This is a genomic window from Streptomyces sp. NPDC085932 (assembly GCF_044540525.1).
GTDB classification, from domain to species: domain Bacteria; phylum Actinomycetota; class Actinomycetes; order Streptomycetales; family Streptomycetaceae; genus Streptomyces; species Streptomyces levis.
The window spans coordinates 1,201,558-1,224,253 of record NZ_JBITSJ010000001.1 but is presented as its reverse complement, the minus strand read 5'-3'; the positions used below and the strand labels follow the sequence as shown (position 1 = coordinate 1,224,253).

Sequence of the window (22,696 nt, the reverse complement as noted above, 5' to 3'; positions counted from 1 at the left end):
TTCAGTCCTGGGCGCGGCCGGTCGTCACCCGGGCGATCATGAGGGCGACCAGGATGATCCCGCCGTAGATGGCCTGGATCCAGAACGACGGCACCTGCGCGAGGGTGAGCAGGTTCTGCACGACGCCCAGAAGGAGTACGCCGGTCAGGGCGCCGAACATGGTGCCGTTGCCGCCGTCGAGGGCGATGCCGCCGATCACCGCGGCCGCGAACACCGTGAAGATCATGTTCTGGCCCTGGTTGGCGCTGATCGCGCCGACGTAGCCGGTCTGCATGATGCCGCCGACCGCGGCGAGGACGCCCGCGACGACGAACACGCCGAGCATGACCCGCTCCACGCGGATGCCCGCCGCCCGGGCCGCGTCCGCGTTGCCGCCGATGGCGTACAGCGCGCGCCCCACGCGGTGGTACTTCAGGACCAGCCCGGCGGCGGCGAAGGCGAACGCGGCGAGCCACACCGACAGCGGCACGGTGAGGAAGGTGGTGGTGGCCAGCGCGTAGAAGCCGTCGGGCATGCCGAACAGCGTCTTGCCCTTGGTCGCGCCGACCAGCAGGCCGCGCAGCACGATCAGCATCGCCAGGGTCACGATGAACGCGTTGAGCTTGAGCTTCACGACCAGCACGCCGTTGAAGGCGCCGACCGCGGCGCCCGCGACCAGGACGGCCAGGAGGGCCACGGCGGCGGGGAGTTCGGCGCCCCAGCCGGACTGGGCGGCGGGCAGCACGAGCAGCGCGCCGACGGCGGGCGCGATGCCCACGACCGATTCCAGGGACAGGTCGAACTTGCCGGTGATCAGCACCAGCGACTCGGCGAGGACGACCATCGCGAGGGCGGCGGAGGCGCCGAGGATCGAGATCAGGTTGCGCTCGGTGAGGAACGAGTCGTTGACGATCGTGCCGAGCACCATGAGCACCAACAGGGCCGGTACGAGGGCCAGTTCGCGGGCCCGGCGGAGGAGGACGGCCTTGGCGGCGCGCGGGTCGGCGGCGCGCGCGGGCGCGAGCGGCGGGGCCGCCTCGGTCTCAGCCATGGTGGTCCACTCCTTCGATGGAGGCGATGAGCTCGTGGTCGCGCCAGCCCGCCGGATGCTCGGCGACGACCCGGCCGTGGAAGAGGACGAGGACGCGGTCGCAGCGCCGCAGGTCGTCGAGTTCGTCGGAGACGACGAGCACGCCGGTGCCGTCCTCGCGGGCGGTGTCGACGCGGGCGAGCAGGGACTCCTTGGACTTCACGTCCACGCCGGCGGTCGGGTTGACGAGGACCAGCAGCCGGGGGCCGGAGGCGAGGGCCCGGGCCATGACGACCTTCTGGGCGTTGCCGCCGGACAGGTCGGAGACGGGCTGCTCGGGGCCCTCGGCGTGGATGTCGAGCCGCTCGATCAGGCCGGTGGCCACCGCGCGTCTGCGGTCGGCGCCGACGAAGCCGAGGCGGCCCAGCCGCCCCAGGACGCTCAGCGTGGCGTTGTCGCCGACGGACATGCCGAAGACCAGGCCCTGTTCGTGCCGGTCGCGCGGGACGAAGCCGACGCCGGCCTCCAGCGCCGCGCGCACGTCGCCGAACGGCAGGGGTGTGCCGTCGAGCAGGGCCGTCCCGCCGGTCGGGGTGCGCAGTCCCGCGAGCGTCTCGGCCAACTCGATCTTGCCGCCGGCGCTGGATCCGGCGAGTCCGACGACCTCGCCGCGGCGGACGGTGAGGTCGACGTTCTCGTAGGCCGTCGAGCCGAGGCCGCGGACGTCGAGCAGGACGGGTCCCGCGGTCCCGGCGGCCGGCCGCCGCTCGGCCTGTTCGGCGACGGACTCCCCGGCCATGGCCTCCACCAGGGCGCGGCGCGGCAGCGCCCTCACCGGGGCGGTGGTGATCCAGCGCGCGTCCCGCAGGACCGTGACGGCCTGGCAGACCTCGTACACCTCCTGGAGGTGGTGCGAGATGAACAGGAAGGTGACGCCCGAGTCCTGCAGCGCCCGCATGCGCGTGAACAGGCGCTCGATCTCCCGGTTGTCGAGCTGGGCGGTGGGTTCGTCGAGGATGATGAAGCGCGCGCCGAAACTGAGCGCCCGGGCGATCTCCACCAGCTGCCGGTCCTCGACCTTGAGGTCGGCGGTGCGGGCCGCGGGGTCGACGCGCACGTCCCAGGTGTCGAGGAGCGCGGCGGCCTCGGTCCTGAGCCGGCGCCAGCTGATGAGGCCGCGCCGGAGCGGCTGGCGGTTGATGAACAGGTTCTCGGCGACGGTCAGTTCGGGTACGACCGTCGGGTGCTGGTGCACACAGGCGACCGTGCGGCGCCAGGCCTCGCGGTCGGCGAGCGGGGGCGCGGGCTCGCCGTCGAAGTGGACGGTGCCCCCGTCGGGCGCCTGGAGGCCGGTGAGGATCCTGACCAGGGTCGACTTGCCGGCGCCGTTGCGGCCGACGAGGGCGTGGGACTCGCCCGGCAGGACGGTGATCCGGCCGTCGGCGAGGGCGGTGGTGGGGCCGTACCGCTTGACGATGCCCCGGGCCTCGACGAGTGGGGTGCTCATCGGACCGTGTTGCCCCAGAGCTCGGGGTCGTCGACGTTGTCCACGGTGACCAGCGGTGCGGGCAGCTGGTCCTCCAGGATGCCGCTGGGCAGTTTCACGATGGTCGAGTCGTGGTCGGTCGGGCCGGGCTCGAACGTCTTCCCCTGCATCGCGGCCTTGATGTAGTACATGCCGTACTTGGCGTAGGCGTCGGCGGGCTGGGAGACGGTCGCGTCGATCTCGCCCCTGCGGATGGCGTCGAACTCCTGCGGGATGCCGTCGTTGGAGACGATCGTGAGGTGGCCCGGCTGCCCGGCCTTCTTCAGCATGCCCTTGGACTTGAGGGTCTGCAGGGTGGGCGCCAGGTAGACGCCGCCGGCCTGCAGGTAGATGCCCTTGATGTCGGGGTTGGCGTTGAGGAGGGTGTCGAGTTTGGAGGCCGCGGTGTCGGACTCCCACTTGGCGGGGATCTCCAGGACCCTCAGCTTCGGGAAGTTCCTCTTCACGCAGGAGCGGAACGCCTCGGAGCGGTCGCGGCCGTTGACGGAGGCGAGGTCGCCCATGATCTGCACGACCTTGCCGGAGGTGATGTGCTCGCCGAGGTAGCGGCAGGCCTTCTCGCCGTAGGCGACGTTGTTCGCCCGGACCACCATGGCGACCTTGCCCCGGTCGGGCGCCACGTCCACGGCGACGACCGGTACGCCCTTGCGTTCGGCCTGGTCGAGTCCCGCCTCGATGGCGGCGCTGTCCAGCGGGGCGACGACCAGGCCGCGCACGCCCTGGTTGAGCTGGTTGTTGATGTCGGTGATCTGCTGCGAGGGGTCGCTGTTGGAGTTGACGGTCTTCATCGCGTCGACGCCCTCGGACTTCGCCATCTTCGGCACGTAGTCGTTGTACGACTGCCAGAACGGCGAGGTCAGCAGGGGCAGCACCACGCCGACCCGGCCGGTGCCGTCACCGCCGCCGGACCCGGAGGCGCCGGTGTCCTTCGTGCTGCCGCACGCGGCGAGCACGAGGCAGGCGCCGGTGGCCAGGGCCATCGCGCCGGCGATCCGGGACGTGTTCCGCTTGCGCACTGTGCTTCCGGGCATCCGTGGCGCTCCCATCGACCGGGTTCGAGCAGATGCCCGCATACTTATCAGACCAATTCAGCGCCAGAACACCCCTCGGCGTCAGATTTTGCACCTCTGACTCGTAGTGGTCTGACCACTCGGCTGGCTAGACTGCGCCGAAGCGCTTGATCGGAGGAGTGGCGTGGACGACGAGACAGCCCCCCAGAAGGGCACCGTGACGCAACGCGCCATCGAGCGAATCAAGGCGATGATCGCGGAGGGCCGGCTGGAGCCCGGCCAGCGGCTGCCGACCGAGCGTGACCTCGCCGCGCAGCTGGGCATCAGCCGCAGCTCGATGCGGGAGGCGATCCGCGCGCTGACGGTGCTGGGGGTGCTGGAGGCCCGGCACGGTTCCGGCATCTACGTCACGCAGCTGGAGGCCGGCGACCTGCTGGAGACCTTCGGGGTCGTGGCGGACCTGTCGCGCGGCCCGCGGCTGGTGGAACTGCTGGAGATCCGGCGGATCCTGGAGTCGACGGCGACGGCGCTGGCCGCCGCGCGGATCACCGGGGACGAGCTGGCCGAGGTGGAGAAGCATCTGGCGGCGATGAACGCCACGGAGGATCCGGAGGAGATCATCGCCCACGATCTGGCGTTCCACCGGGTGATCGCGGTGGCCGCGGGCAACGAGACGATGGCCGCCATCCTGGAGGGCCTGTCGTCGCGCACGTTCCGTGCCCGGGTCTGGCGCGGCTACCAGGAGGAGGGCGCCTTCGCCCGCACCCGCCGCGAGCACGCGGCGATCCACCGCGCCCTGGCCGCCCACGATCCGGAGGCGGCCCGCGCGGCGGCGGCCGCGCACGTGGGCGAGGTGGAACAGTGGCTGCGGGCGCAGCTCGGGCCCTAGGACACGCCCAGGGCCCGCCGGCCGCGGCTACGTGAACTGACCCGGCCGGTAGTCGCCGGCCGGCTGCTGCAGGATCACGTTCAGCCGGTTCGCCGTGTTCATGAAGGCGATCAGGGTGACCAGCGCGAGGAGCTGCTCCTCGTCGTGGTGCTTGGCGGCCCGCTCCCACACCTCGTCCGGGACGCCGCCGGCGCCGTCCGCGATGCGCGTGCCCTGCTCGGCCAGTTCCAGCGCGGCGCGTTCGGCCTCGGTGAAGACCGTCGCCTCCCGCCAGCCCGCGACCAGGTGGAGCCGTACCGCGGACTCGCCCGCCGCCGTGGCCTCCTTGGTGTGCATGTCGAGGCAGACCGCGCACCCGTTGATCTGGCTCACGCGCAGGGAGACCAGCTCCCGTGTGGCGGCCGGCAACGCCGACTCGGCGACCAGCCGCCCCACGGAGGAGAACTGCTTGACGAGCCTGCTGCCGCTCGGGGTGGCGAAGACGTCCAGACGCGCGCTCATGGTGAGCTCCTTCGTCGTTGTCGGTGCTTACGCCCTTATGAGCCGGCGGCTCGTCCCGATGTGACATGCACGGATGTGACCTGCGTCTCCCGGCCCGGTTCAGGCGCGCCGCAGCCGCAGCGTCATGAGCTCGAACGGGCGGAGCCGCAGCGCGATCCGGCCGTCCTCGGCCCGCGGTGCCGGGGCATCGGCCAGCGGGCGTTCCAGCAGATCCGTCACCGCGACGTCCGCCACCTCGAAGCCGGCGGTGAGCGTGGCACGCGTCCGCCCGCCGAAGGCCTCGTGGAACCGGACGACCACGTCCCCGCTGCCGTCGTCGGCCAGCTTGACGGCCGTGACCACCACGGCGTCCTGGTCGCACGTCACCAGCGGCGCCACCTCACGGGCACCGGTCAGCGGCCGTTCCGGGAGGTTGATCCGCCAGCCCTCGCGCACCGCGTCACCGATGCCGGCGCCGGGCACCAGCGCGTGCCGGAAGCGGTGCACGCCCTGGTCGGTCTCCGGGTCGGGGAAGCGCGGGGCGCGCAGCAGGGAGACGCGCACCGTGGTGGTCGTGCCGCCGTCGCCGTCGGTGCGGACGGTGCGCGTCACGTCGTGGCCGTACGTCGAGTCGTTGACGAGCGCGACGCCCCAGCCGGGCTCCTCCAGGTGCACGAAGCGGTGGTTGCACGCCTCGAACTTGGCCGCCTCCCAGGAGGTGTTGGTGTGGGTGGGCCGGTGGAAGTGCCCGAACTGCGTCTCGGACGCGTACCGTTCGGCGTGCACGTCGAGCGGGAAGGCGAGCTTGAGGAACTTCTCCGTCTCGTGCCAGTCGACCTCCGTGTCCACGACCAGCCGACGCTCCCCCGGGGCGAGCGAGAGCAGCTGCGTGACCCGGGAGGAGCCGAAGGACCGCACGATCCGCACGCCGTCGCCGTCCGGGACGACCTCGTCGGCGTCGGTGAGATCGGTGACGGTGTTGCGGTAGAACGCGTCGACGTCCCAGGCGTCCCACATGTTGGGGAAGTCTGGGTGCAGCTGGAGCAGGTTCGCGGCCCGGCCGGGGGCGACGGTCTCGCGGTCGGCCTCGACGTCGTACGCCGACACGACGAGTCCGCGGGCGTCGACCTCGACCCGGAGCAGGCCGTTGTCCAGGACGTGTCCGCCGCCCGGCCGGGGGGTCAGGGCGGTGTGCTCCTGCCCGGCCGGGACGCCCGCGCCGCCTGCCGGGACGCCCGCGCGGGCGTGCGGGGCGGCGTTGAAGACGAGCGGCGTGTCGCCCTCGCCGGCCAGAGCGCGCTGGGCGGCCTCGACGATCCCGGTCAGCTCCTCGGCGACGCGCTCGTAGGTCCGGCGGGCCTCGCGGTGCACCCAGGCGATGGACGAGCCGGGCAGGATGTCGTGGAACTGGTGCAGCAGCACCGTCTTCCAGATGCGGTCCAGGTCCTCGTACGGGTAGGGGAACCCGGTGCGCACGGCCGCCGTGGCGGCCCACAGTTCGGCCTCCCGCAGCAGGTGCTCGCTGCGGCGGTTGCCCTGCTTGGTCTTGGCCTGGCTGGTGAGAGTGGCCCGGTGCAGCTCCAGGTACAGCTCACCCACCCAGACGGGCGGTTCGGGGTACTCGGCCGCGGCCTTCTCGAAGAAGTCCCGCGGCGTCTCCCACGTCACCGTCGCCGACCCCTCCAGGTCGCGCAGACGAGCCGCCTTGGCGACCATCTCACGGGTGGTGCCGCCGCCTCCGTCGCCCCAGCCGGTGGGGGCCAGGGAGTGCCGGGCGACGCCCTTGTCCTTGAAGTTGCGGGCCGCGTGGGCGATCTCGCTGCCCTTCATGGAGCAGTTGTAGGTGTCGACGGGCGGGAAGTGGGTGAAGATCCGCGTGCCGTCGATGCCCTCCCACCGGAAGGTGTGGTGCGGGAACTTGTTCGTCTGGCTCCAGGAGATCTTCTGGGTCAGCAGGTACTTGGAGCCGGCCGCCTTGATGATCTGCGGCAGGCCGGCGGCGAAGCCGAAGGTGTCGGGCAGCCAGGCCTCGTCGTTCTCGATGCCGAACTCGTCGAGAAAGAACCGCTTGCCGTGCACGAACTGCCGGGCCATCGCCTCCGAGCCGGGCATGTTGGTGTCCGACTCCACCCACATGCCGCCGGCCGGCACGAACCGCCCGTCGGCCACGGCCTTCTTCACCCGGGCCCACACCTCGGGCCGGTGGTCGCGCACCCACGCCCACTGCTGGGCCTGCGACATGGCGAAGACGAACTCCGGCTCGTCGTCGAGCAGCGCGGTCATGTTGGAGGTGGTGCGGGCCACCTTGCGCACGGTCTCGCGCAGCGGCCACAGCCACGCCGAGTCGATGTGCGCGTGCCCGACGGCGCTGATGCGGTGGGCGGAGGGGGCCGCGGGCGTGGCGAGGACCTCCGTGAGGCACGAACGGGCCCGCGCCGCCGTGCCGTTGACGTCCTGGAGATCGACGGCGTCGAGCGCCTTGTCGACGGCACGCAGGATCTCCCAGCGGCGCGCCGACTCCACCGGCAGCTCCGCCATCAGCTCGCCGAGCACCTCCAGGTCGATCACCAGCTGCCACACCGTCTCGTCGAAGACGGCGAGGTCCATGCGGGTGAGGGTGTACTGCGGGTCGCTGCCCGCGGTCTCCTTGTCACCGAGCTGCGTGGGCAGGAAGGGGTGGTAGTCGAGGATGACGGGGTTGGAGGCGGCCTCGATGTGCAGCCGCACCTGCTCGCCGCCCTCGGCGGGGGCACCGACACGGACCCACTGGTTGCGCGGGTTGAGGCCCTTCACGGGGGTGCCGTCGGGCCGGTAGACCAGGCCCTCGCACTGGAAGCCGGGCATGTTCTCGTCGAAGCCGAGGTCCAGGACCGCCTCGACGGTCCGGCCCGCCCAGGCCTCGGGGACGGTGCCCGTCACCCGGAACCAGCTGGTGCCCCAGGGAGCACCCCACCGGGCGCCCACCTCGATCGGCTCGGGCTCGGCCGCGAGGCCCTCGGCGACCGGGACCGGCTCGCCGGGGGCGTGCCAGACGGCCACCTCCAGCGGCACGGACTCGGGGTACACGGCGGGGCGGACACGCTCGTCGAGGACGCGCTTGAGGCGGGCTTCGACCAGGCTGCGGTCGTCATGCATGCGGGGTGCTCCCTAGAGGGGGTGGTTACCAGGGGTGGGTCAGGGTCACGGGTGCCGACGAGGTGTAGAGCTCCCCCACGGCCCGCAGTTCGAACCGTGCGGCGCGCTCGCCCTGTTCGGGTTTCTGCCCGGCGACGAAGAACGCCCGCTGGCAGGTGCCGCCGAGGAAACGGCGGGTGCCGTCGGGGAGGAGCCGGTGCAGGGTGTAGTGGCGTACCGCGCCCGGAGCCGGGTTCCAGGCGAACCGCAGATCGCCCCCGGACGCGGCGCTCACGCGCAGGCCGGACGGAGCGGCCGGCGTGCGGGGCGCCGTGCGCACGGCGACGGCCCCGAGCCGCCAGCGCACGGGCGTGCCGTCGGCCGAGGTGAGCCGGACGCCGATCGCCCGGATGGTCCCGGTCAGGCCGGTGAGCCGGACGGTCGAGGTCCGCCAGGTGCCGCCCGAGGTCACGGGGACGTACGTGTACGGCGGTGTCCCGCCGGGCGTGCCCGGCTCGGCGGTGGCGACGGCCAGCTCGACCCGGACCGGGCCGGAATCGGTCCGGTGGGTCAGTTCCACGACCGTGTCCGCGGTGAGCGGCAGCCGGGTCGCGTAGAGGTCCACGACGGCCGGCGCGGTCAGCGCGCCGGCCACCAGGACACTGTTCCCGCCCCGCCACGCGTCCTCGAAGTCGAAGGTCACGGCCGGGCGGCCGCCCTCGGTGTGCACGGCCCAGCGCCGGGACGGCAGCCGGTCCTGCAGCCCGAGGTGGTTCCAGGGGGCGTCCGAGGTGACCCTGCCGTCCTCGTACCAGCGCAGTCCGTGCCCGGTGTTGAACGTGCTGGCGAACGGCACCGAGGTGACCGTCGAGCGGTCGGCGACCGACACGGCGGGCGCGCGCCAGCTGTCCGTCCCGTCCGGCCGGGTCGGGTCGAGGGAGCGGCCGGTCCAGAACCGGTCGTCGGCGGCGTGGAAGTCGGCCGGCCCCCGCCGGTCGGCGGGCAGGTGGTTGCGGGTCCACTCGGGCCGGTAGAGGCCGATCGAGGCGATGTGCGCCCGGTCCGCCGGCACGATCGCGTCCCAGCGCACGGTGGAGTTCCAGCCGCCTGCCTCGACGTCGACGCCGGCCCACAACTCATGGCGACTGCGGCCCAGTTGCTCGGCCCTGCTCGCCGAGGAGACCAGGCTGTCCGCGGACCAGCGGAAGTCGACGAACATGTCGTCGGAGGTCCGGAAGAACGGCTCGTTCTGCCCGTTGAGGGCGCCCTGCCAGCTGACCGTGCCGTTCACGGTCATGGCGTCGTACCAGGTGACGCGCTGTCCCTTGGCCGCCGCGCGGGACTTCAGCTCGCGCAGGAAGCTCAGCATGTCGGCGCCGAGGGCGCTGTCCCCTCCCCCGGTCTCGGCGTTGACGAACCAGCCGTCGAAGCCGTGGGCCTCGGCGACCGCGACCAGCCGTTCGGCGAGCGGGTGCCGTCCGGCGGCGTCCTTCTGCACCAGGTCGCGGGTCCAGCGCAGTTGTCCGCCGTAGGCGACGGGCGGCAGGAAGACGTTGCCGAGGACGGGCACGCCGTGCCGGTGGGCGGCGTCCACGATCGGCGCGTTCGGCGCGAGGATCAGCCCCTCGCCCGACGACCCGCCCCAGAAGACCAGTTCGTCGATGTAGGCCCAGTGGGTGAGGGCGTAGTAGTCGGCAGTGGCCGAACCCTGGGAGGGGTTGCTCGCGGTGGGGCCGAAGGAGACCAGCGACTGGATGCGGGCCTGCCCGGCGCGGGCGGTGGCGTTGGCGGGGGCCGGGGTGAAACGGGCGGCCAGCGGCACGGACGACGCGTTGAAGGCGAGGTCCGGGTCGGTCTCGGCGCGCCAGGACTTCAGGCTGCGCCAGGTGATGCCGGGGCCGGGACTGCCGGAGGGGAGGGAGTCCGGATACCAGTACGACGCGTACGGCCGGGTCGCGGCGGCGGCTCTCGGGGCGGCCGTGGCGGGCAGGGAGGGGACGAGGGCGGCCGCGGCGCCGGCGAGCAGGACGGTGCGTCGGGTGGGGTTCACGAGCGGGTGCCTCCTTCGAGGACCTGGTCGGGAGTGACGGTCTCGGTGATGCCGCGCGCGGCCAGGTGTTCCGGGTCGCCGGCCCGGGTGTCGAGGACGGCGGTGGGCCGGGCCCCGTCGGCGACCAGCCGGAAGAAGGCCTCGAATACGGGCCCGCCCGGGGCGCACCGCGAACGGAGCGCCGGGTCGGCGGGTACGACGAGGGCGGTGCTGCGGCCCGCCGGGGTGGACGAGGGGCCGCGCGCCGCCCGTTCCAGCACCAGGGCGGTGTCCTTGGGCTTGCGGTCGTTGGTCAGCAGGCCGAGCCCGTACTCCAGCTCGGGGAAGTCGGCGAGGCTGCGTGCGACGTCGTGGGAGCACCACCAGGTGATGCCCCACAGGTCCGGGCAGTCCAGGGCGTTCGCGACGGTCGCCTCGGTGAAGGCGGCGGCGTGCTCGGGCGGGACCAGGGGCGCGGGGGCGCCGACCTCCTGGAGCCAGACCGGCCGGTGCGGGTCGCCGGCCCAGGCCTTGCTCAGCTCCACCAGCCAGGCCGCGTGGTGCTCGCTCGGCACGGAGGTGCGCCCGTAGCGCTGGGCGGTGCCGTTGAAGACCCAGGAGTGCACGGCCGTGACGGCGCCGTGCCGGGCGGCCTGGCCCGGGGTGAAGGGCTGGTCGTCCTGGTACCAGGTCGCGTCGTACTCGGCGTGCAGGTGCAGCCGGCCCGGGGCGCCCTCCTCGCAGGCGGCGAGCATCCGGCCGAGCCAGGCGTCGATCTCGTCGGGTGTGGCCCGGTCGGGGTCGGGGTGCGGGCCGGCCGAGAACTGGTTCACCTCGTTGCCGAGGGTCATGCCGATGAAGTTGGGCCGGTCGGCGAGGGCTGCGGCGAGGGTGCGCAGCAGGGTCTCCTGCCCGTCGAGCACGTCCGGGTCGGTGAACAGGTTGCGCCGGTGCCAGGTGCGGGTCCAGGCGGGCAGGAAGTCGAAGCTGCTCAAGTGCCCTTGCAGGCCGTCCACGTTGACGTCGAGGCCGCGTTCGGCGGCGGCGTCGGCCAGCGCCACGAGCTGCTCCACGGCCCGGGGCCGGATCAGCGTGCGGTTGGGCTGGAAGTACGGCCAGAGCGGGAAGACGCGGACGTGGTCGAGGCCGAGCGCGGCGATCGAGTCGAGGTCGGCGCGCACGGAGTCCAGGTCGAAGTCGAGCCAGTGGTGGAACCACCCTTCGCTGGGGGTGTAGTTGACGCCGAAGCGCACGGCAGGAGGCATGCGGTGTCCTTGCGTGTCGGTGTGGGGGGTCGGCCGTTCGGCGCGGGCGCTCAGCCCTTCACCGCGCCCTCGCCGACGCCGCGGAAGAAGTACCGCTGGAGGCAGGCGAAGAGGGCGATCAGCGGCGCGACGGCGATGATCGTGCCCGCGGCGACGAGGCGCTCGTCGTTGGCGAAGGTGCCGTGCAGGTAGTTGAGGCCGATGGTGAGGGTGAACTTGGACGGGTCGCTGAGCACGATGAGCGGCCACAGGAAGTCGTCCCAGGCGCCCATGAAGGCGAAGATCGCGACGACGGCGAGGGTGCCCTTGACCGACGGCAGCGCGATGCGCAGGAAGCGCTGCCAGACATTGGCGCCGTCGACGAAGGCCGCTTCCTCGATCTCGTAGGGCAGGTTGAGGAAGGCGTTGCGCATCAGCAGCACGTTCATCGCGCCGATGCAGCCGGGCAGGACGACGCCGATCAGGGTGTTGTTCAGGCCGAGGTCCCGCATGGTGGTGAACTGGGCGATGATGATGCCCTCGACCGGCACGAGCATGGCGAGGATGAAGGCGAGGGTGGCGGCGCGGCGGCCCCGGTAGCGCAGCCGGGCCAGGGCGTAGCCGGCGAGGGCCGCGCCGACGCAGTTGGTGACGACGTTGGCGGTGGCGACCTTCAGCGAGTTCAGGGCGTAGTCCCACACCGGGATGGTGTCGGCGACCCGCTCGTAGTTGTGCAGGGTCGGATGGCCCGGCAGGAACGTCGGCGGGGAGCTGTAGATGTCCTCGGTGGGGCCCTTGAGGGACGTGGACAGCTGCCACAGGAACGGGCCGATGGTCAGGGCGAGGACGGCGAGCAGCAGGACGTAGCGCAGGGCGAGTTCCCAGACCCGGACGCGGCGGCCGTGCTCGTCGGTGACGCGGGGCTCGCGGGCCGTACCCGGCGGCTGCTCGGGGGCCCGTGTCTTCTCCAGCAGGCTCATGACTCGTCCTTCCCGTCGGCGCGCAGCACCAGCAGCATCAGGGCGACGGTGACGACGAAGACGACGACGGAGAGCGCGGAGGCGTAGCCGACGCGGCCGCTCAGGCCGGTGCCGGTGCGCTGCACGAGCATGACCAGGGTGGTGTCCTCGCCGGCCGGGCCGCCGCTCGGGCCCGCCAGCAGGTACACCTCGGAGAACACCTTGAACGCGGCGACCGAGGAGAGCGCGCCGACCAGGACCATGGTGGAGCGCACGGCGGGCACGGTGACGGTGAGGAAGCGGCGCACCGCGCCCGCTCCGTCCACGGCGGCGGCCTCGTGCAGTTCGCGCGGTACGTTCCCGAGCGCCGCGAGATAGATGATCATGTAGTAGCCGAGGCCCTTCCACACCGTCACGGCCATGGCGCTGAGCAGGAGCAGCCACTGGTCGCTGAGGAAGCCGACCCGGCCCACGCCGACCGTCTCCAGCAGGGAGTTGACCAGGCCTCGCTCGTCGAGCAGCCACACCCAGATCAGCCCGACCACGACGATCGAGGCGACGACCGGGGTGTAGAAGGCGGACCGGAAGAAGGCGATGCCGGGGATGTTCTTCTGCACCAGCAGGGCGAGCAGCAGCGGCAGGACGACCAGGAGCGGGACGACCCCGAGGACGTAGAGCGTGCTGTTGCGCAGGCCGATCCAGAACATGTCGTCGTGCAGCAGCTCGCGGAAGTTGGCGAGCCCCACGAACCGTCCGGGGATCAGGGTGCGGCGGTCGGTGAAGGAGTTCACCACCGTGGAGACGAACGGGTACAGCACGAACGCGCCGATGACGAGCAGACCGGGGGCGGCGAACAGCCACGGGCTGGTGGGCAGTTGGCGCCGCACCCGGGAGGTGCCGGAGAGAGCCATGGTGCGTCAGCCCTGCTGCTTCAGGAGCCGGTCGCACTCCTTGACAGCGTTGTCGAGAGCTTCCTTCGGGCTCTGCTTGCCCTGGAGCGCCTTGGCGACCTCGTTGCGCAGCGCGATCTTCATCTGCTCGCTGAACAGCACCGGCGTGTAGTTGACGGCCGTCTTCAGCGACTTGGCGGCGGCGACCCGGACGCGGGTCTCGTCGGTGCCGTCCTCCTTGGTGAAGTACGGGTCGTCGAGGGAGCCGGCGGTGCTGGGGAAGATGGCGACCTTCTTGGCGAAGGACATCTGGTGCGCCGCGTCCGTGACGAAGTGCGCGAAGGCGACCGCGGCGGGCTTGCGCTTCGACTGGGAGTTCACCATCACGCCCATCACGTACATGTTGACGTGGCCGGTGCTGGTGATCTGGTCGGTGATGCCGATGTTCTTGTACAGGCTCGGCGCCTGCTTCTTGAAGTTGCCGAGGTCGAGGGCGCTGCCGGGGTTCATGGCGACGGCCCCGGTGAGGAACTTCTTGCCGGAGGACTCGGGGGTGGCGGTCAGGGCCTGCGGGTCCAGGGCCTTCGCGTCGTACAGCTCCTTGTACTTGGCGAGGAGTTCGACGCCCTTGGCGTCGTTGAAGGTGAAGGCGGTGCCCTCCTTGTTCATCAGCGGGACGCCGTAGCGGCCGAAGTCCTCGATGGTGGGCACGTTGGCGAGGGTGGCGACCTTGCCGTCGCTCTTCTCCGCCAGCCGCAGGGCGGCCGAGAACAGCTCGCCGTACGTCTTCGGGGGCTTCTCCGGGTCGAGCCCGGCCTGCCGGAACAGGGTCTTGTTGTAGAACAGCGGGCCGGTGTTGAGGTACCAGGGGAAGGCGTAGGTGCCGGTCATGCCCGGTATCCGGTGGCCGTCCCAGGCGCCGGGCAGGTACTCCTTCTTGTACTGCGGTGCGGCCTTGTCCAGGTCGAGGGCGAGACCGGCCTTGGCGAGCGGGGCGACCAGGTCGGGGGAGACGTTGACGACGTCGGGCAGGGTGCCGCCGGCGGCGTCGGCGCTGATCTTGTCGGCGTAGCCCTCGGCGGGCTGGTCGACCCACTTCACGTCGGTGCCCGGGTACTTCTTCTCGAACTCGGCGATCAGGCCCTCGAAGTACGGCTTGAAGTTGGCGCGCAGGTTCCAGGTCTGGAACGTGATGTCGCCTTCTACCTTGCCCGAGGCGTCACCGGAGCCGCCCTGGTCACCCCCGGAGCCGCAGGCACTGAGGGGCAGGAGGACAGCGACGGCAGCGGCGGCGAAGGCTCTGCGGGAGATGCGCACGGTGACCGGCTCCTTGGGAAACGGGGGTGGGAGGGCGGCGGGAATGACGCCGGGCCAGACCTTGCATCGTCCTGTTCGAGAAAGTCAATGGATTCCTGGCAGCTAAAGTCATTAGCTGGGCATTCCCGCAGGTCAGATCGGACCTCTCCCTCTTCTTGCCTTCGAGCACTAATGCGCTTTAGGGTCAGGGCACTCAAGCGCATTAGTGCGCATCGGACTGACGACGGGGGGCAGGCGTGCCGGAAAAGCGCTCGCCGGCGCGGCGGCCGACGATGAAGGACATCGCCCGGCGGGCCGGCGTCTCCGAGAGCGCCGTGTCCTTCGCACTCAACGGCCGTCCCGGGGTCTCCGACATCACGCGGGACCGGGTGCGCCGGGTCGCCGAGCAGCTGGGCTGGCGGCCCAGCACGGCCGCGCGCGCCCTGTCGGGAGAGGGTGCGGCGACGGTCGGCTTCGTCCTGGCCCGCCCGGCGGGGACGCTGGGCGTGGACTCGTTCTTCCTGCAACTCGTCTCGGGCATCCAGGAGGTGCTGGCCGAGCGGCATCTCGGGCTGCTGTTCCAGATCGCCGAGGACATCGGCGACGAGTGCGCGGTGTACCGGCGGTGGTGGGCCGAGCACCGGGTGGACGGCGTGCTGGTGGTCGACCCGCGCACCGACGACCCCCGGCCCGGTCTCCTCGACGAACTGGGGCTGCCCGCCGTGGTGATCGGGGGCACGCCGGACGAACGGCACCCGCGGCTGTCGACGGTGTGGGCGGACGACGCGGGCGCGATGGCGGCCCTGGTGGACGGGCTGTACGCGCTCGGCCACCGCCGGATCGCGCACATCGCCGGGCTGCCCGGGCTGGCCCACACCGAGCGCCGGATCCGCACGTTGCGCGCGGAGGCCGAGCGGCGGGGTCTGGCCGAGGTGCAGTCGGTGCCGACCGACTACTCGGACGCGGCGGGCGCGGCCGTCACCCGCCGGGTGCTGGACGGGCCCGGTGCCCCGACGGCCCTGATCTACGACAACGACGTGATGGCCGTCGCCGGGGTGGCCGCGGCGGCGGAGCTGGGTTTCTCCGTACCGGCCGACGTGTCGGTGGTGGCCTGGGAGGACTCCGCCCTGTGCCGCCTGGTCAAGCCGTGGCTGTCCGCGCTCTCCCGGGACAGCGTCGAGTTCGGCCGCACGGCCGCCCGGGAGCTGACCGCCCTGCTGGACGGCGGCCCGGCGCGCACGGTGCGGGTGCCGGTGCCGGCGCTGATCGAGAGGGACAGCACGGGACCGGCGCGCCGCAAGGCCTAGGTGTGTTGTCCGCACCCCTCGTCGCCCGGCGCCGGGCCGGCGGGACGCGTGCGGAGGCCCGGGCGCGCCCTGGCCGTTCGGAACGCGGCGGAGTCACAATGGGGGGTATGCGCCTACGGGGCATCACCTGTGCCGCCGCCGGACTGCTGCTGGCGGTCACCACCGCCTGCACCGGCGGTGACGGCGGCACCACGCCGGAGACCGGCCCGGCGACGACCGGGGCGGCCGAGGCACCGAGCCCGCGGGGCAGCTCCCCCTCCCCCGCCCCGGTGGACCCCGTCTCCCTCCCGGCCCTGATGCGGCGCGAGCACACCGGCTCCGGCCTGCGCCTCGGCGACGTGCTCGACCGCACCTCCGCCTACACCCGCTACGCCGTCACGTACCAGGCGAACGGCCTGACCGTCTCGGGGATCATGAACATCCCCGAGGGCGAGGGCCCGTTCCCCGCCCTGGTGCTGGCGCACGGCTACATCGACCCGGACGTCTACTTCAGCGGCCAGGGCATGCCGCGCGAGCAGGACCGTCTGGCCCGCAGCGGATACGTCGTCCTGCACACCGACTACCGCAACCACGCCCGCTCCGACGACGATCCCGACAACGACGTGAACCTGCGCCTCGGCTACACCGAGGACGTCATCGGCGCCGCCCTGGCCCTGCGCGACTCCGGGCGGCCGGAGATCGACGGCGACCGGATCGGCCTGTTCGGCCGGTCCATGGGGGGCGGGGTCGTGTACAACACGCTGGTCGTGGCGCCGGGACTGTTCGACGCGGCCGTCGCGTACGCGCCGGTCAGCGCCCGCCCGCAGGAGAACATCGACCACTTCCAGCGGCCCGACGGCGACCCGATCGTGTCGGAGATCGAGGAGAGGCACGGCACGCCCGAGGAGGACCCGGCGTTCTGGCGCGGCGTCTCCCCCCTCACCTACGCCGACCGTTTGACCGAGCCCCTGCTGATCCAGCACGGCACCGCCGACGACACCTGCCCCCTGACCTGGTCGCGGGAGGCCGCCCGGGTGTTCCAGGAGGCGGGCAAGGACGTGGAGTTGCGCACCGTCGCCGGTGAGGGCCACACCTTCGGGCCGCGGTGGGCGGCCGAGATGGACGCCACCGAGGCCTTCTTCGAGCGTCACCTGCGCTGAGCGCCGCGCCCCGCGGCGAACGCCACGGACCCGCGCCGAGCACCCCTGACACCGCGCTCGGCGCCGAGCCCGCCCGCAGGCCGTGCTCCGGCGCGCAGAACGGCTCGCGATCTCGACGTGCGCCCCCGGCCGGTGCACAGTTCTCCCTACGTACTCACCGGTAGCCCGTCTCCCTGTCCTCCCGAGGAGCCTCTGTGACCACCTGGGCCGGCCGCACCGCCGCCGAGATATCCGCCGCCGTCCGCGAGAAGCGGGTCACGCCCCGGGAGGTGGTCGCCGAGCACCTCGAACGGATCCGGCGGCTCGACGGCCGGCTGGGCGCCTTCCGGCTGGTGCGCGCCGAGCGGGCCCTGGCCGAGGCCGACGAGGTGGCCGCCCGCGCCGATCTGGCCGAACTCCCCCTGGCCGGGGTGCCCGTGGCCGTCAAGGACAACCTCGCCGTGCGCGGCGAGTCCCGCCGTGTCGGTTCGGCGGCCACCCCGGACACACCGGCCGCGCGGGACCACGTGACGGTGGCCCGGCTGCGGGCCGCGGGCGCGGTCGTCGTGGGCCTGACGAACGTGCCCGAACTGTGCGTCTTCGGCACGACGGACGGCGTGCTGGGCACCGCCCGCAACCCGTGGGACCCGGCGCGCTCGGCGGGCGGTTCCTCCGGCGGCAGCGCCACCGCCGTCGCGGCCGGGATGGTGCCGATCGCCCTCGGCAACGACGGCATGGGCTCCCTGCGCATACCGGCCGCCAACTGCGGCCTGGTCACCATCAAGCCGGGCCGCGGGGTGGTGCCGACCGGGGCCGGGGACAGCGACTGGTTCGGCATGTCGGAGAACGGGCCGCTCGCCACGACCGTCGAGGACGCCCGCCTGATGCTCGCGGTCCTCGCCGGCACCGCGCCCGCGCCCCCGTCCGCCGCCGGGGCCCTCAAGGTCGCCGTGTCCCTGCGCAGTCCGCTGGCCGGCGTCACCGTCGGCCGCCCGTACACGGCCGCCGCGCGGGACGCGGCGGGGGTGCTCATGCGGGCGGGTCACCAGGTCCGGCGCGCCGACCCGCCCTACCCGCTGTCCCTCGCGGCCACCTCCCTCATGCACTGGACGGCGGGCACCGCGGCCGACGCCCGGCCCCTCGACCCCCGGCTGCTCACCCGACGCACCCGCGTGCACGCGCGGCTCGGCCGGCCGTTCGTGAGCGCCGCGGGCGCGGGGGCGGCCCGGGAGCGGCTGCGCCACCGGCTGGAGCCGTTCTTCGCCGAGTACGACGTGCTGCTCACCCCCGCGCTCGCCCGCCGCTCCCCCAAGGCCGGGCCCTGGCACGAGCGGGGCTGGCTGAGCAACCTGCTGGTCAACACCTCCTGCTCGCCGCTGACGCCCGCGTGGAACCTCACCGGCTGGCCCGCCATGGCCGTCCCCTGCGGCACTCTGCCCTCCGGCGCTCCCCGCGCCGTGCAGCTGGTGGGACGCCCCGGCACGGAGGACCGACTCCTGGCCGTGGCGGGGCAGTTGGAGGCCAGAAATCCGTGGCGGCGCACGGCGCCGGTCGGCTAGGGTCGGCCGGGTGACTGCCGGGTCGGCCGTAGGCCATGCACGAGTGAGGCGCCCGGCCTCGGCATGAGGGCGGCGGGGGTGACCCCGCCCGGCCCCGGCCGGGAGCCGGAGCGGGCGCGAGCCCCGCCTTCCGTCTGCGCGTTCCCTCGTCCCGCGCCTGTTCCGGCGCGTCCTCACCAGTGAACCGGAGACGCATCCACTCATGTCCCTCGCAGAACACAGCCCCGGCCTGCCGACGACCGTCGCCCGCCTCGACCACACCGTCGTCTACGCCGCCGACCGCCAGTTGTCGGCCGAGTTCCTGGCGACGGTGCTGGGCCTGAAGGTCGGCGCCCCGTTCGGGCCGTTCCTCCCCGTCGACCTGGGCAACGGCGTGACCCTCGACTACTACGAGAAGAGCGACGAGCCGATCCAGCCGCAGCACTACGCCTTCCTCGTGCCGGAGGAGCAGTTCGACGCGATGATCGCCCGCCTGGAGGCGCTCGGCGTGACGTACTACGCCGATCCGCGCCACACCGAGCCCGGGCGGGTCAACGACCTCTTCGGCGGTCGCGGTGCCTACTTCGACGACCCGGACGGCCACAACATGGAGATCATGACCCGGCCCTACGCCCGTCCCTGACGACCGTGCGGGACATCACCCGGTGAGGCTTGCCGAGAGGCCGGATCCGCTCGGAGCCGTGCCGCTCGAACAGCCTCACCGTGCCGGTGAACAGCAACGACGCCGAGGCCGACCGGTCCCGGGTGTCCTCGGGGCCGAACCGGCACCGGCCCACGCAGGTCTCGCCGTCGTGGACGAGGGCGGCGCGCGCGCCGCCCTCGCGGACCCGCCGCTGCTTCTCGCAGCGGTTCTGCTCCGGGGTCCTGCCGCGGCCGATGCCCTCGGGGTGGAAGGCCATGCACCGGCAGCCGCCCCACACGCCCTTGGGCCGCTCGGCCAGAGCGGCGAAGTCCGGCCAGGTGGCGGTGTTCAGGGGCGTCACACGCGGGGCGGTCATGGGGACCTCCCCCGCTCTACAGGGCCCGGTACATGATGTGCAGTCCCACCCGGCCGTGCCTGGGGTGGTCGAACGCCTCGGGCACGGTACCGAGGATCGTGAACCCGAGGGAGGTCCACAGCTTCACGGCGGGGTTGGTCTCGACGACGGCGTTGAACACCATGCCCCGATAACCGGCGGCGCGGGCCTCGCTCAGGAGGTGCTCGGCGAGAGCCCTGCCGTGGCCCCGGCCGCCCCGGGCGGGGTCGACCATGAAGCCGGCGTTGGCGATGCGGGCCGCCGGGCCGCCGTAGTTGGGGGTGAGGTAGGCGGAGGCGACGATCGTGCCGCTGTCGTCCTCGACGACGTAGACGCGCTTGGCGGGGTTCATCCACAGGACCCGGGCCTCCTCCTCGGAGGTCCCCGGGTCCCATGCGTAGGTCTCGCCCGCGGCGACGATGCGGTGCCAGAAGGGCCAGATGCGAGGCCAGTCGTCAGCCGTTGCTTCCCTGATCAGCATGGGTGCGAGTGTGGCACGTCCATGCTCGGTGGTCGCTGAGGGATCCGCGTCCGGTTCAGTCGACGCTGGGCAGGATGTGGGGCTCCGCGAGGTCCTCCTCGTAGCCCGCGAGGCGGATCGGGGCCGACCGGGCCCACACGTCGAGGCTGCCGAGCTCGTCGACCCGTCGGCCGGCGCGCTCGCCGCGTTCCTTGGGGCGCTGATCGCGATTCGTCTTCTCCGGTGTCACCGCGCACTCCTTATGTGTCGGTCACCCTCGGGACGTACGCGCCGGTCCTGCTGCGCCTGACGCCCGCTCGGGCTATGTGTCATGTGCAGTTCGGACGCGGTGGCGCCGGTCGACTCACGGGAGAGCAGGCCGTGGTGTACCGGCTGGTCCCATGACGGACCGTGGGTGTGGGTAGGACCCCGTGGAGCTGTCCGTCCGGATCAGATTAACCAAATGAGCGGGGCCCCGCTCTATGGGGCTGAAAACAGCCGGTAACGATCGCGCGTCATCTGGCGTTCAACTGGGGTTTACGCACCGATTCGTTCACAAAAGCGGCGCTCTGCATATCACTCGTTCGGCGTAGGGGTACGACGGTGCTTTCCGGCCGGTGGCCAGTTCAAGTGCCGTTGGCTGCGTCGCAAGCTCGTCATGGTCTGCTGCCGTACGGCAACGGCTGACGCGCGGGAGGACTGACGCATGGAGCTGCGCAGCGTCGAGGAGCTGATGGACCTGCTGTACGCCTGCCGGGGCACCCGGGACCACCCGGGGCGCGGCCGGCCGCCGGTCGACCTGCACGAGCACGCGCTGCGGACCGCCGCCCTGCTCCGCCGGGGCCGCCCGGCCGACAAGGAGCTCCAAGTGGCGGGCCTGGTGCAGCCGGTCGGCGAGCTGCTGTGGCCCGGTGACCCGGCCGGGCGGGCCGGTCGGACCGCCGACGCGGTGCGCGCCCTGCTCGGCGAGCGGGTCTCCCGGCTCCTGCGCGCCCGTCCCGGCCGGGGCGTCCCCGTGGACGACGACGTGCTCGCCCTGCGCCGGGCGGCCGAGGAGGGCCGGACGGCCGGGTTCGACGCCGGGGTGCTGGAGGACTGGCGCACCGTGCTGGAACTGCTGGCGGCGCGCAACTCCCGTCTGGGGGCCGTCGACTGACGTCGGGCCCTACCACTTCCCCGGCGCGTAGTCCTTCAGGAAGACCCCGTACAGGTCCTCCCCCGCCTCGCCGCGGACGATCGGGTCGTAGACCCGGGCCGCGCCGTCGACGAGGTCGAGCGGTGCGTGGAAGCCCGCCTCGGCGAGCCGCAACTTGTCGTAGTGGGGCCGCTCGTCCGTGATCCACCCCGTGTCGACCGAGGTCATCAGGATGCCGTCGGTCTGGAACATCTCCTGCGCGCTGGTCCGCGTGACCATGTTCATCGCGGCCTTCGCGGCGTTGGTGTTGGGGTGCCCCGCGCCCTTGTAGCCGCGGCCGAAGACCCCTTCCATCGCCGACACGTTGACGACGTACGCGCGCCCGCTCCGTGCCTTCTTCGCCGCTTCGGCCATCGCCGGGCGCAGCTTGCTGATGAGGATGAAGGGCGCCGTGTAGTTGCACAGCTGGGTCTCCAGCAGCTCCACCGGGGAGATCTGCTCGATGGTCTGCACCCAGGTGTTGGTGTCGACGACGTCGGGGACCAGGCCGCCCGCGTCGATCGCCGTGCCGTCCAGGTGCCGCTCCACGCTCGCGTTGCCGGCGACCAGGGCGAGGTCGGCGACCTGCTGCGCGTCCAGGCCGCTGGTGCCCAGCGGCAGGGCGGCGAGGCCGTCGACCGCGCCGGAGTTGAAGGCGCCGATGACGTGGTGGGCGGGCAGTTCACCGGCGGGCAGCGGAGCGCCCTCGCCCTCGACCAGGGCGGCGTAGGCGGACGGCAGCCGGCGCACGGTCTGGGTCGCGTTGTTGACCAGGATGTCCAGCGGCCCGGCCTCGGCGACCTGGTCGGCGAGGGCCACGGCCTGGGCCGGGTCGCGCAGGTCGATGCCGACGACCTCCAGGCGGTGCAGCCAGTCCGCGGAGTCGTCCATGGCCTTGAAACGGCGGATGGCGTCCTTGGGGAAGCGGGTGGTGATGGTGGTGTGGGCGCCGTCGCGCAGCAGCCTGAGGGCGATGTACATGCCGATCTTGGCACGGCCGCCGGTGAGCAGCGCGCGCTTGCCGGTGAGGTCGGCCCGGACGTCGCGCTTCTCGCGGTTCACGCGGGCGCAGTCCGGACAGAGCTGGTGGTAGAAGTAGTCGACTTCCACGTACCGGGTCTTGCAGGTGTAGCAGGAGCGCGGGCGCTGGAGTATCCCCGCGATCCGGCCCTCCTCGGTGCGCGAGGAGGGCAGCAGGCCCTCGGTCTCGTCGTCGATGCGCTGGGCGGAGCCGGTCGCCGTGGCCTCGGTGACCGCCTTGTCGTGGGCGGTCTTGGCGGCCCGGCGCTCCTGGCGGCGGCGCTGCTTGACCGTGCGGTAGATGCCCGCGGTGGCCCGGCGCACGGCGATGGCGTCCGGGTGGTCCACCTCCAGCTTGTCGAGTTCCTCGAGCACGCTGAGGCAGACGGCCAGGCGCTCGGGGTCGATGCCGGGTCCGTACGAGAGCCCGCTCGCCTCGTCCATGGCCTGCGGGCCGTCCTCTGTCACCGTCATCGCCGCTGCGTTCCCTGCTCTGCCGTCGCGGCGCGCCGGTCGCGCCTGCTTTCGAACGGCGGATTTTACTTCAGCGCGGGGCCGCACCGCCAAACGCGCGTG

Annotated in this window: 20 protein-coding genes; 6 read left to right on the top strand and 14 right to left on the bottom strand. The window is 72.5% G+C overall.

Annotated elements, in window-relative coordinates:
- Position 1: 1 nt before the first annotated feature.
- From ACIGAQ_RS04990 to ACIGAQ_RS04980, 3 genes are read right to left on the bottom strand one after another with little or no spacing between them, the layout of a single operon-like run.
- The gene (locus ACIGAQ_RS04990; protein WP_399779213.1) at positions 2–1,030 is read right to left on the bottom strand and encodes an ABC transporter permease; all 1,029 of its coding nucleotides are present in this window, start codon (positions 1,028–1,030) and stop codon (positions 2–4) included.
- The gene (locus ACIGAQ_RS04985) at positions 1,023–2,516 is read right to left on the bottom strand and encodes a sugar ABC transporter ATP-binding protein (protein WP_399779211.1); all 1,494 of its coding nucleotides are present in this window, start codon (positions 2,514–2,516) and stop codon (positions 1,023–1,025) included. The genes ACIGAQ_RS04990 and ACIGAQ_RS04985 overlap by 8 nt, the downstream gene beginning before the upstream one ends.
- A complete protein-coding gene (locus tag ACIGAQ_RS04980) occupies positions 2,513–3,586 on the bottom strand; it encodes a sugar ABC transporter substrate-binding protein (protein WP_399779209.1) in 1,074 nt (357 codons plus the stop codon). Before ACIGAQ_RS04980 ends, ACIGAQ_RS04985 begins: the two co-directional genes overlap by 4 nt.
- Before the next feature lie 163 nt (positions 3,587–3,749).
- Between ACIGAQ_RS04980 and ACIGAQ_RS04975 the strand changes: the two genes are divergently transcribed.
- Positions 3,750–4,454, top strand: a complete 705-nt coding sequence (locus tag ACIGAQ_RS04975; protein ID WP_311688842.1) for a FadR/GntR family transcriptional regulator — start codon at positions 3,750–3,752, stop codon at positions 4,452–4,454.
- Positions 4,455–4,481: 27 nt separating this feature from the next.
- On the opposite strand, the gene ACIGAQ_RS04970 is transcribed toward ACIGAQ_RS04975, so the two are convergent.
- From ACIGAQ_RS04970 to ACIGAQ_RS04940, 7 genes are all read right to left on the bottom strand, one after another.
- Positions 4,482–4,955: a carboxymuconolactone decarboxylase family protein gene (locus ACIGAQ_RS04970; RefSeq protein ID WP_311688844.1), complete on the bottom strand. Its 474-nt coding sequence runs from the start codon at positions 4,953–4,955 to the stop codon at positions 4,482–4,484.
- A 99-nt stretch (positions 4,956–5,054) separates the two neighbouring features.
- The gene (locus tag ACIGAQ_RS04965; protein ID WP_399779207.1) at positions 5,055–8,069 is read right to left on the bottom strand and encodes an alpha-mannosidase; all 3,015 of its coding nucleotides are present in this window, start codon (positions 8,067–8,069) and stop codon (positions 5,055–5,057) included.
- 25 nt (positions 8,070–8,094) lie between these two features.
- On the bottom strand, positions 8,095–10,098 hold the full coding sequence (locus tag ACIGAQ_RS04960) for an endo-beta-N-acetylglucosaminidase (protein ID WP_399779205.1): 2,004 nt from the start codon (positions 10,096–10,098) through the stop codon (positions 8,095–8,097).
- A complete protein-coding gene (locus ACIGAQ_RS04955) occupies positions 10,095–11,342 on the bottom strand; it encodes a glycosyl hydrolase (protein ID WP_399779203.1) in 1,248 nt (415 codons plus the stop codon). The genes ACIGAQ_RS04960 and ACIGAQ_RS04955 overlap by 4 nt, the downstream gene beginning before the upstream one ends.
- Before the next feature lie 50 nt (positions 11,343–11,392).
- The gene (locus ACIGAQ_RS04950) at positions 11,393–12,301 is read right to left on the bottom strand and encodes a carbohydrate ABC transporter permease (RefSeq protein WP_399779201.1); all 909 of its coding nucleotides are present in this window, start codon (positions 12,299–12,301) and stop codon (positions 11,393–11,395) included.
- A complete protein-coding gene (locus ACIGAQ_RS04945; protein WP_399779199.1) occupies positions 12,298–13,191 on the bottom strand; it encodes a carbohydrate ABC transporter permease in 894 nt (297 codons plus the stop codon). Before ACIGAQ_RS04945 ends, ACIGAQ_RS04950 begins: the two co-directional genes overlap by 4 nt.
- A 6-nt stretch (positions 13,192–13,197) precedes the next feature.
- Complete coding sequence (locus ACIGAQ_RS04940; protein ID WP_311688856.1) at positions 13,198–14,487, bottom strand: sugar ABC transporter substrate-binding protein; 1,290 nt, start codon at positions 14,485–14,487, stop codon at positions 13,198–13,200.
- Between the two features lie 236 nt (positions 14,488–14,723).
- On the opposite strand from ACIGAQ_RS04940, the gene ACIGAQ_RS04935 reads away from it, so the two are divergent.
- The 4 genes from ACIGAQ_RS04935 (at position 14,724) to ACIGAQ_RS04920 (ending at position 19,072) form a co-directional block, all read left to right on the top strand.
- Positions 14,724–15,773: a LacI family DNA-binding transcriptional regulator gene (locus ACIGAQ_RS04935; RefSeq protein WP_399779197.1), complete on the top strand. Its 1,050-nt coding sequence runs from the start codon at positions 14,724–14,726 to the stop codon at positions 15,771–15,773.
- Between the two features lie 107 nt (positions 15,774–15,880).
- Positions 15,881–16,912, top strand: coding sequence for an alpha/beta hydrolase family protein (locus ACIGAQ_RS04930; RefSeq protein ID WP_399779195.1), 1,032 nt, complete (start codon positions 15,881–15,883; stop codon positions 16,910–16,912).
- Positions 16,913–17,106: 194 nt separating this feature from the next.
- Positions 17,107–18,450: an amidase gene (locus ACIGAQ_RS04925; RefSeq protein WP_399779193.1), complete on the top strand. Its 1,344-nt coding sequence runs from the start codon at positions 17,107–17,109 to the stop codon at positions 18,448–18,450.
- A gap of 202 nt (positions 18,451–18,652) precedes the next feature.
- Entirely contained in the window at positions 18,653–19,072 is a 420-nt protein-coding gene (locus ACIGAQ_RS04920) for a VOC family protein (protein ID WP_311688863.1), read from the top strand.
- On the opposite strand, the gene ACIGAQ_RS04915 is transcribed toward ACIGAQ_RS04920, so the two are convergent.
- The 3 genes from ACIGAQ_RS04915 to ACIGAQ_RS04905 are packed head-to-tail and all read right to left on the bottom strand — an operon-like array spanning position 19,044 to position 20,176.
- Positions 19,044–19,448 (bottom strand): hypothetical protein, encoded by a 405-nt coding sequence (locus tag ACIGAQ_RS04915; protein WP_399779191.1) that lies wholly within the window; start codon positions 19,446–19,448, stop codon positions 19,044–19,046. The genes ACIGAQ_RS04920 and ACIGAQ_RS04915 overlap by 29 nt on opposite strands.
- 16 nt (positions 19,449–19,464) lie before the next feature.
- Entirely contained in the window at positions 19,465–19,947 is a 483-nt protein-coding gene (locus tag ACIGAQ_RS04910; RefSeq protein ID WP_311688866.1) for a GNAT family N-acetyltransferase, read from the bottom strand.
- A gap of 55 nt (positions 19,948–20,002) precedes the next feature.
- Positions 20,003–20,176, bottom strand: coding sequence for a hypothetical protein (locus tag ACIGAQ_RS04905; RefSeq protein WP_102913158.1), 174 nt, complete (start codon positions 20,174–20,176; stop codon positions 20,003–20,005).
- Positions 20,177–20,632: 456 nt separating this feature from the next.
- On the opposite strand from ACIGAQ_RS04905, the gene ACIGAQ_RS04900 reads away from it, so the two are divergent.
- A complete protein-coding gene (locus tag ACIGAQ_RS04900; protein ID WP_311688870.1) occupies positions 20,633–21,082 on the top strand; it encodes a hypothetical protein in 450 nt (149 codons plus the stop codon).
- A 9-nt stretch (positions 21,083–21,091) separates the two neighbouring features.
- Here ACIGAQ_RS04900 and ACIGAQ_RS04895 read toward each other — a convergent pair whose 3' ends face one another.
- Positions 21,092–22,594 carry an SDR family NAD(P)-dependent oxidoreductase gene (locus tag ACIGAQ_RS04895; protein WP_399779188.1) on the bottom strand — a complete coding sequence of 501 codons (1,503 nt, stop codon included), beginning with the start codon at positions 22,592–22,594 and terminating at the stop codon, positions 21,092–21,094.
- Between the last annotated feature and the right edge of the window lie 102 nt (positions 22,595–22,696).

Bases quoted from the DNA above. Each gene is read 5' to 3' on its own strand.
- ACIGAQ_RS04980 (WP_399779209.1), bottom strand. From the start codon at position 3,586: ATGCCCGGAAGCACAGTGCGCAAGCGGAACACGTCCCGGATCGCCGGC.
- ACIGAQ_RS04910 (WP_311688866.1), bottom strand. From the start codon at position 19,947: ATGCTGATCAGGGAAGCAACGGCTGACGACTGGCCTCGCATCTGGCCC.
- ACIGAQ_RS04950 (WP_399779201.1), bottom strand. From the start codon at position 12,301: ATGAGCCTGCTGGAGAAGACACGGGCCCCCGAGCAGCCGCCGGGTACG.
- ACIGAQ_RS04930 (WP_399779195.1), top strand. From the start codon at position 15,881: ATGCGCCTACGGGGCATCACCTGTGCCGCCGCCGGACTGCTGCTGGCG.
- ACIGAQ_RS04895 (WP_399779188.1), bottom strand. From the start codon at position 22,594: ATGACGGTGACAGAGGACGGCCCGCAGGCCATGGACGAGGCGAGCGGG.
- ACIGAQ_RS04900 (WP_311688870.1), top strand. From the start codon at position 20,633: ATGGAGCTGCGCAGCGTCGAGGAGCTGATGGACCTGCTGTACGCCTGC.
- ACIGAQ_RS04985 (WP_399779211.1), bottom strand. From the start codon at position 2,516: ATGAGCACCCCACTCGTCGAGGCCCGGGGCATCGTCAAGCGGTACGGC.
- ACIGAQ_RS04990 (WP_399779213.1), bottom strand. From the start codon at position 1,030: ATGGCTGAGACCGAGGCGGCCCCGCCGCTCGCGCCCGCGCGCGCCGCC.
- ACIGAQ_RS04955 (WP_399779203.1), bottom strand. From the start codon at position 11,342: ATGCCTCCTGCCGTGCGCTTCGGCGTCAACTACACCCCCAGCGAAGGG.
- ACIGAQ_RS04945 (WP_399779199.1), bottom strand. From the start codon at position 13,191: ATGGCTCTCTCCGGCACCTCCCGGGTGCGGCGCCAACTGCCCACCAGC.
- ACIGAQ_RS04920 (WP_311688863.1), top strand. From the start codon at position 18,653: ATGTCCCTCGCAGAACACAGCCCCGGCCTGCCGACGACCGTCGCCCGC.
- ACIGAQ_RS04970 (WP_311688844.1), bottom strand. From the start codon at position 4,955: ATGAGCGCGCGTCTGGACGTCTTCGCCACCCCGAGCGGCAGCAGGCTC.
- ACIGAQ_RS04965 (WP_399779207.1), bottom strand. From the start codon at position 8,069: ATGCATGACGACCGCAGCCTGGTCGAAGCCCGCCTCAAGCGCGTCCTC.
- ACIGAQ_RS04915 (WP_399779191.1), bottom strand. From the start codon at position 19,448: ATGACCGCCCCGCGTGTGACGCCCCTGAACACCGCCACCTGGCCGGAC.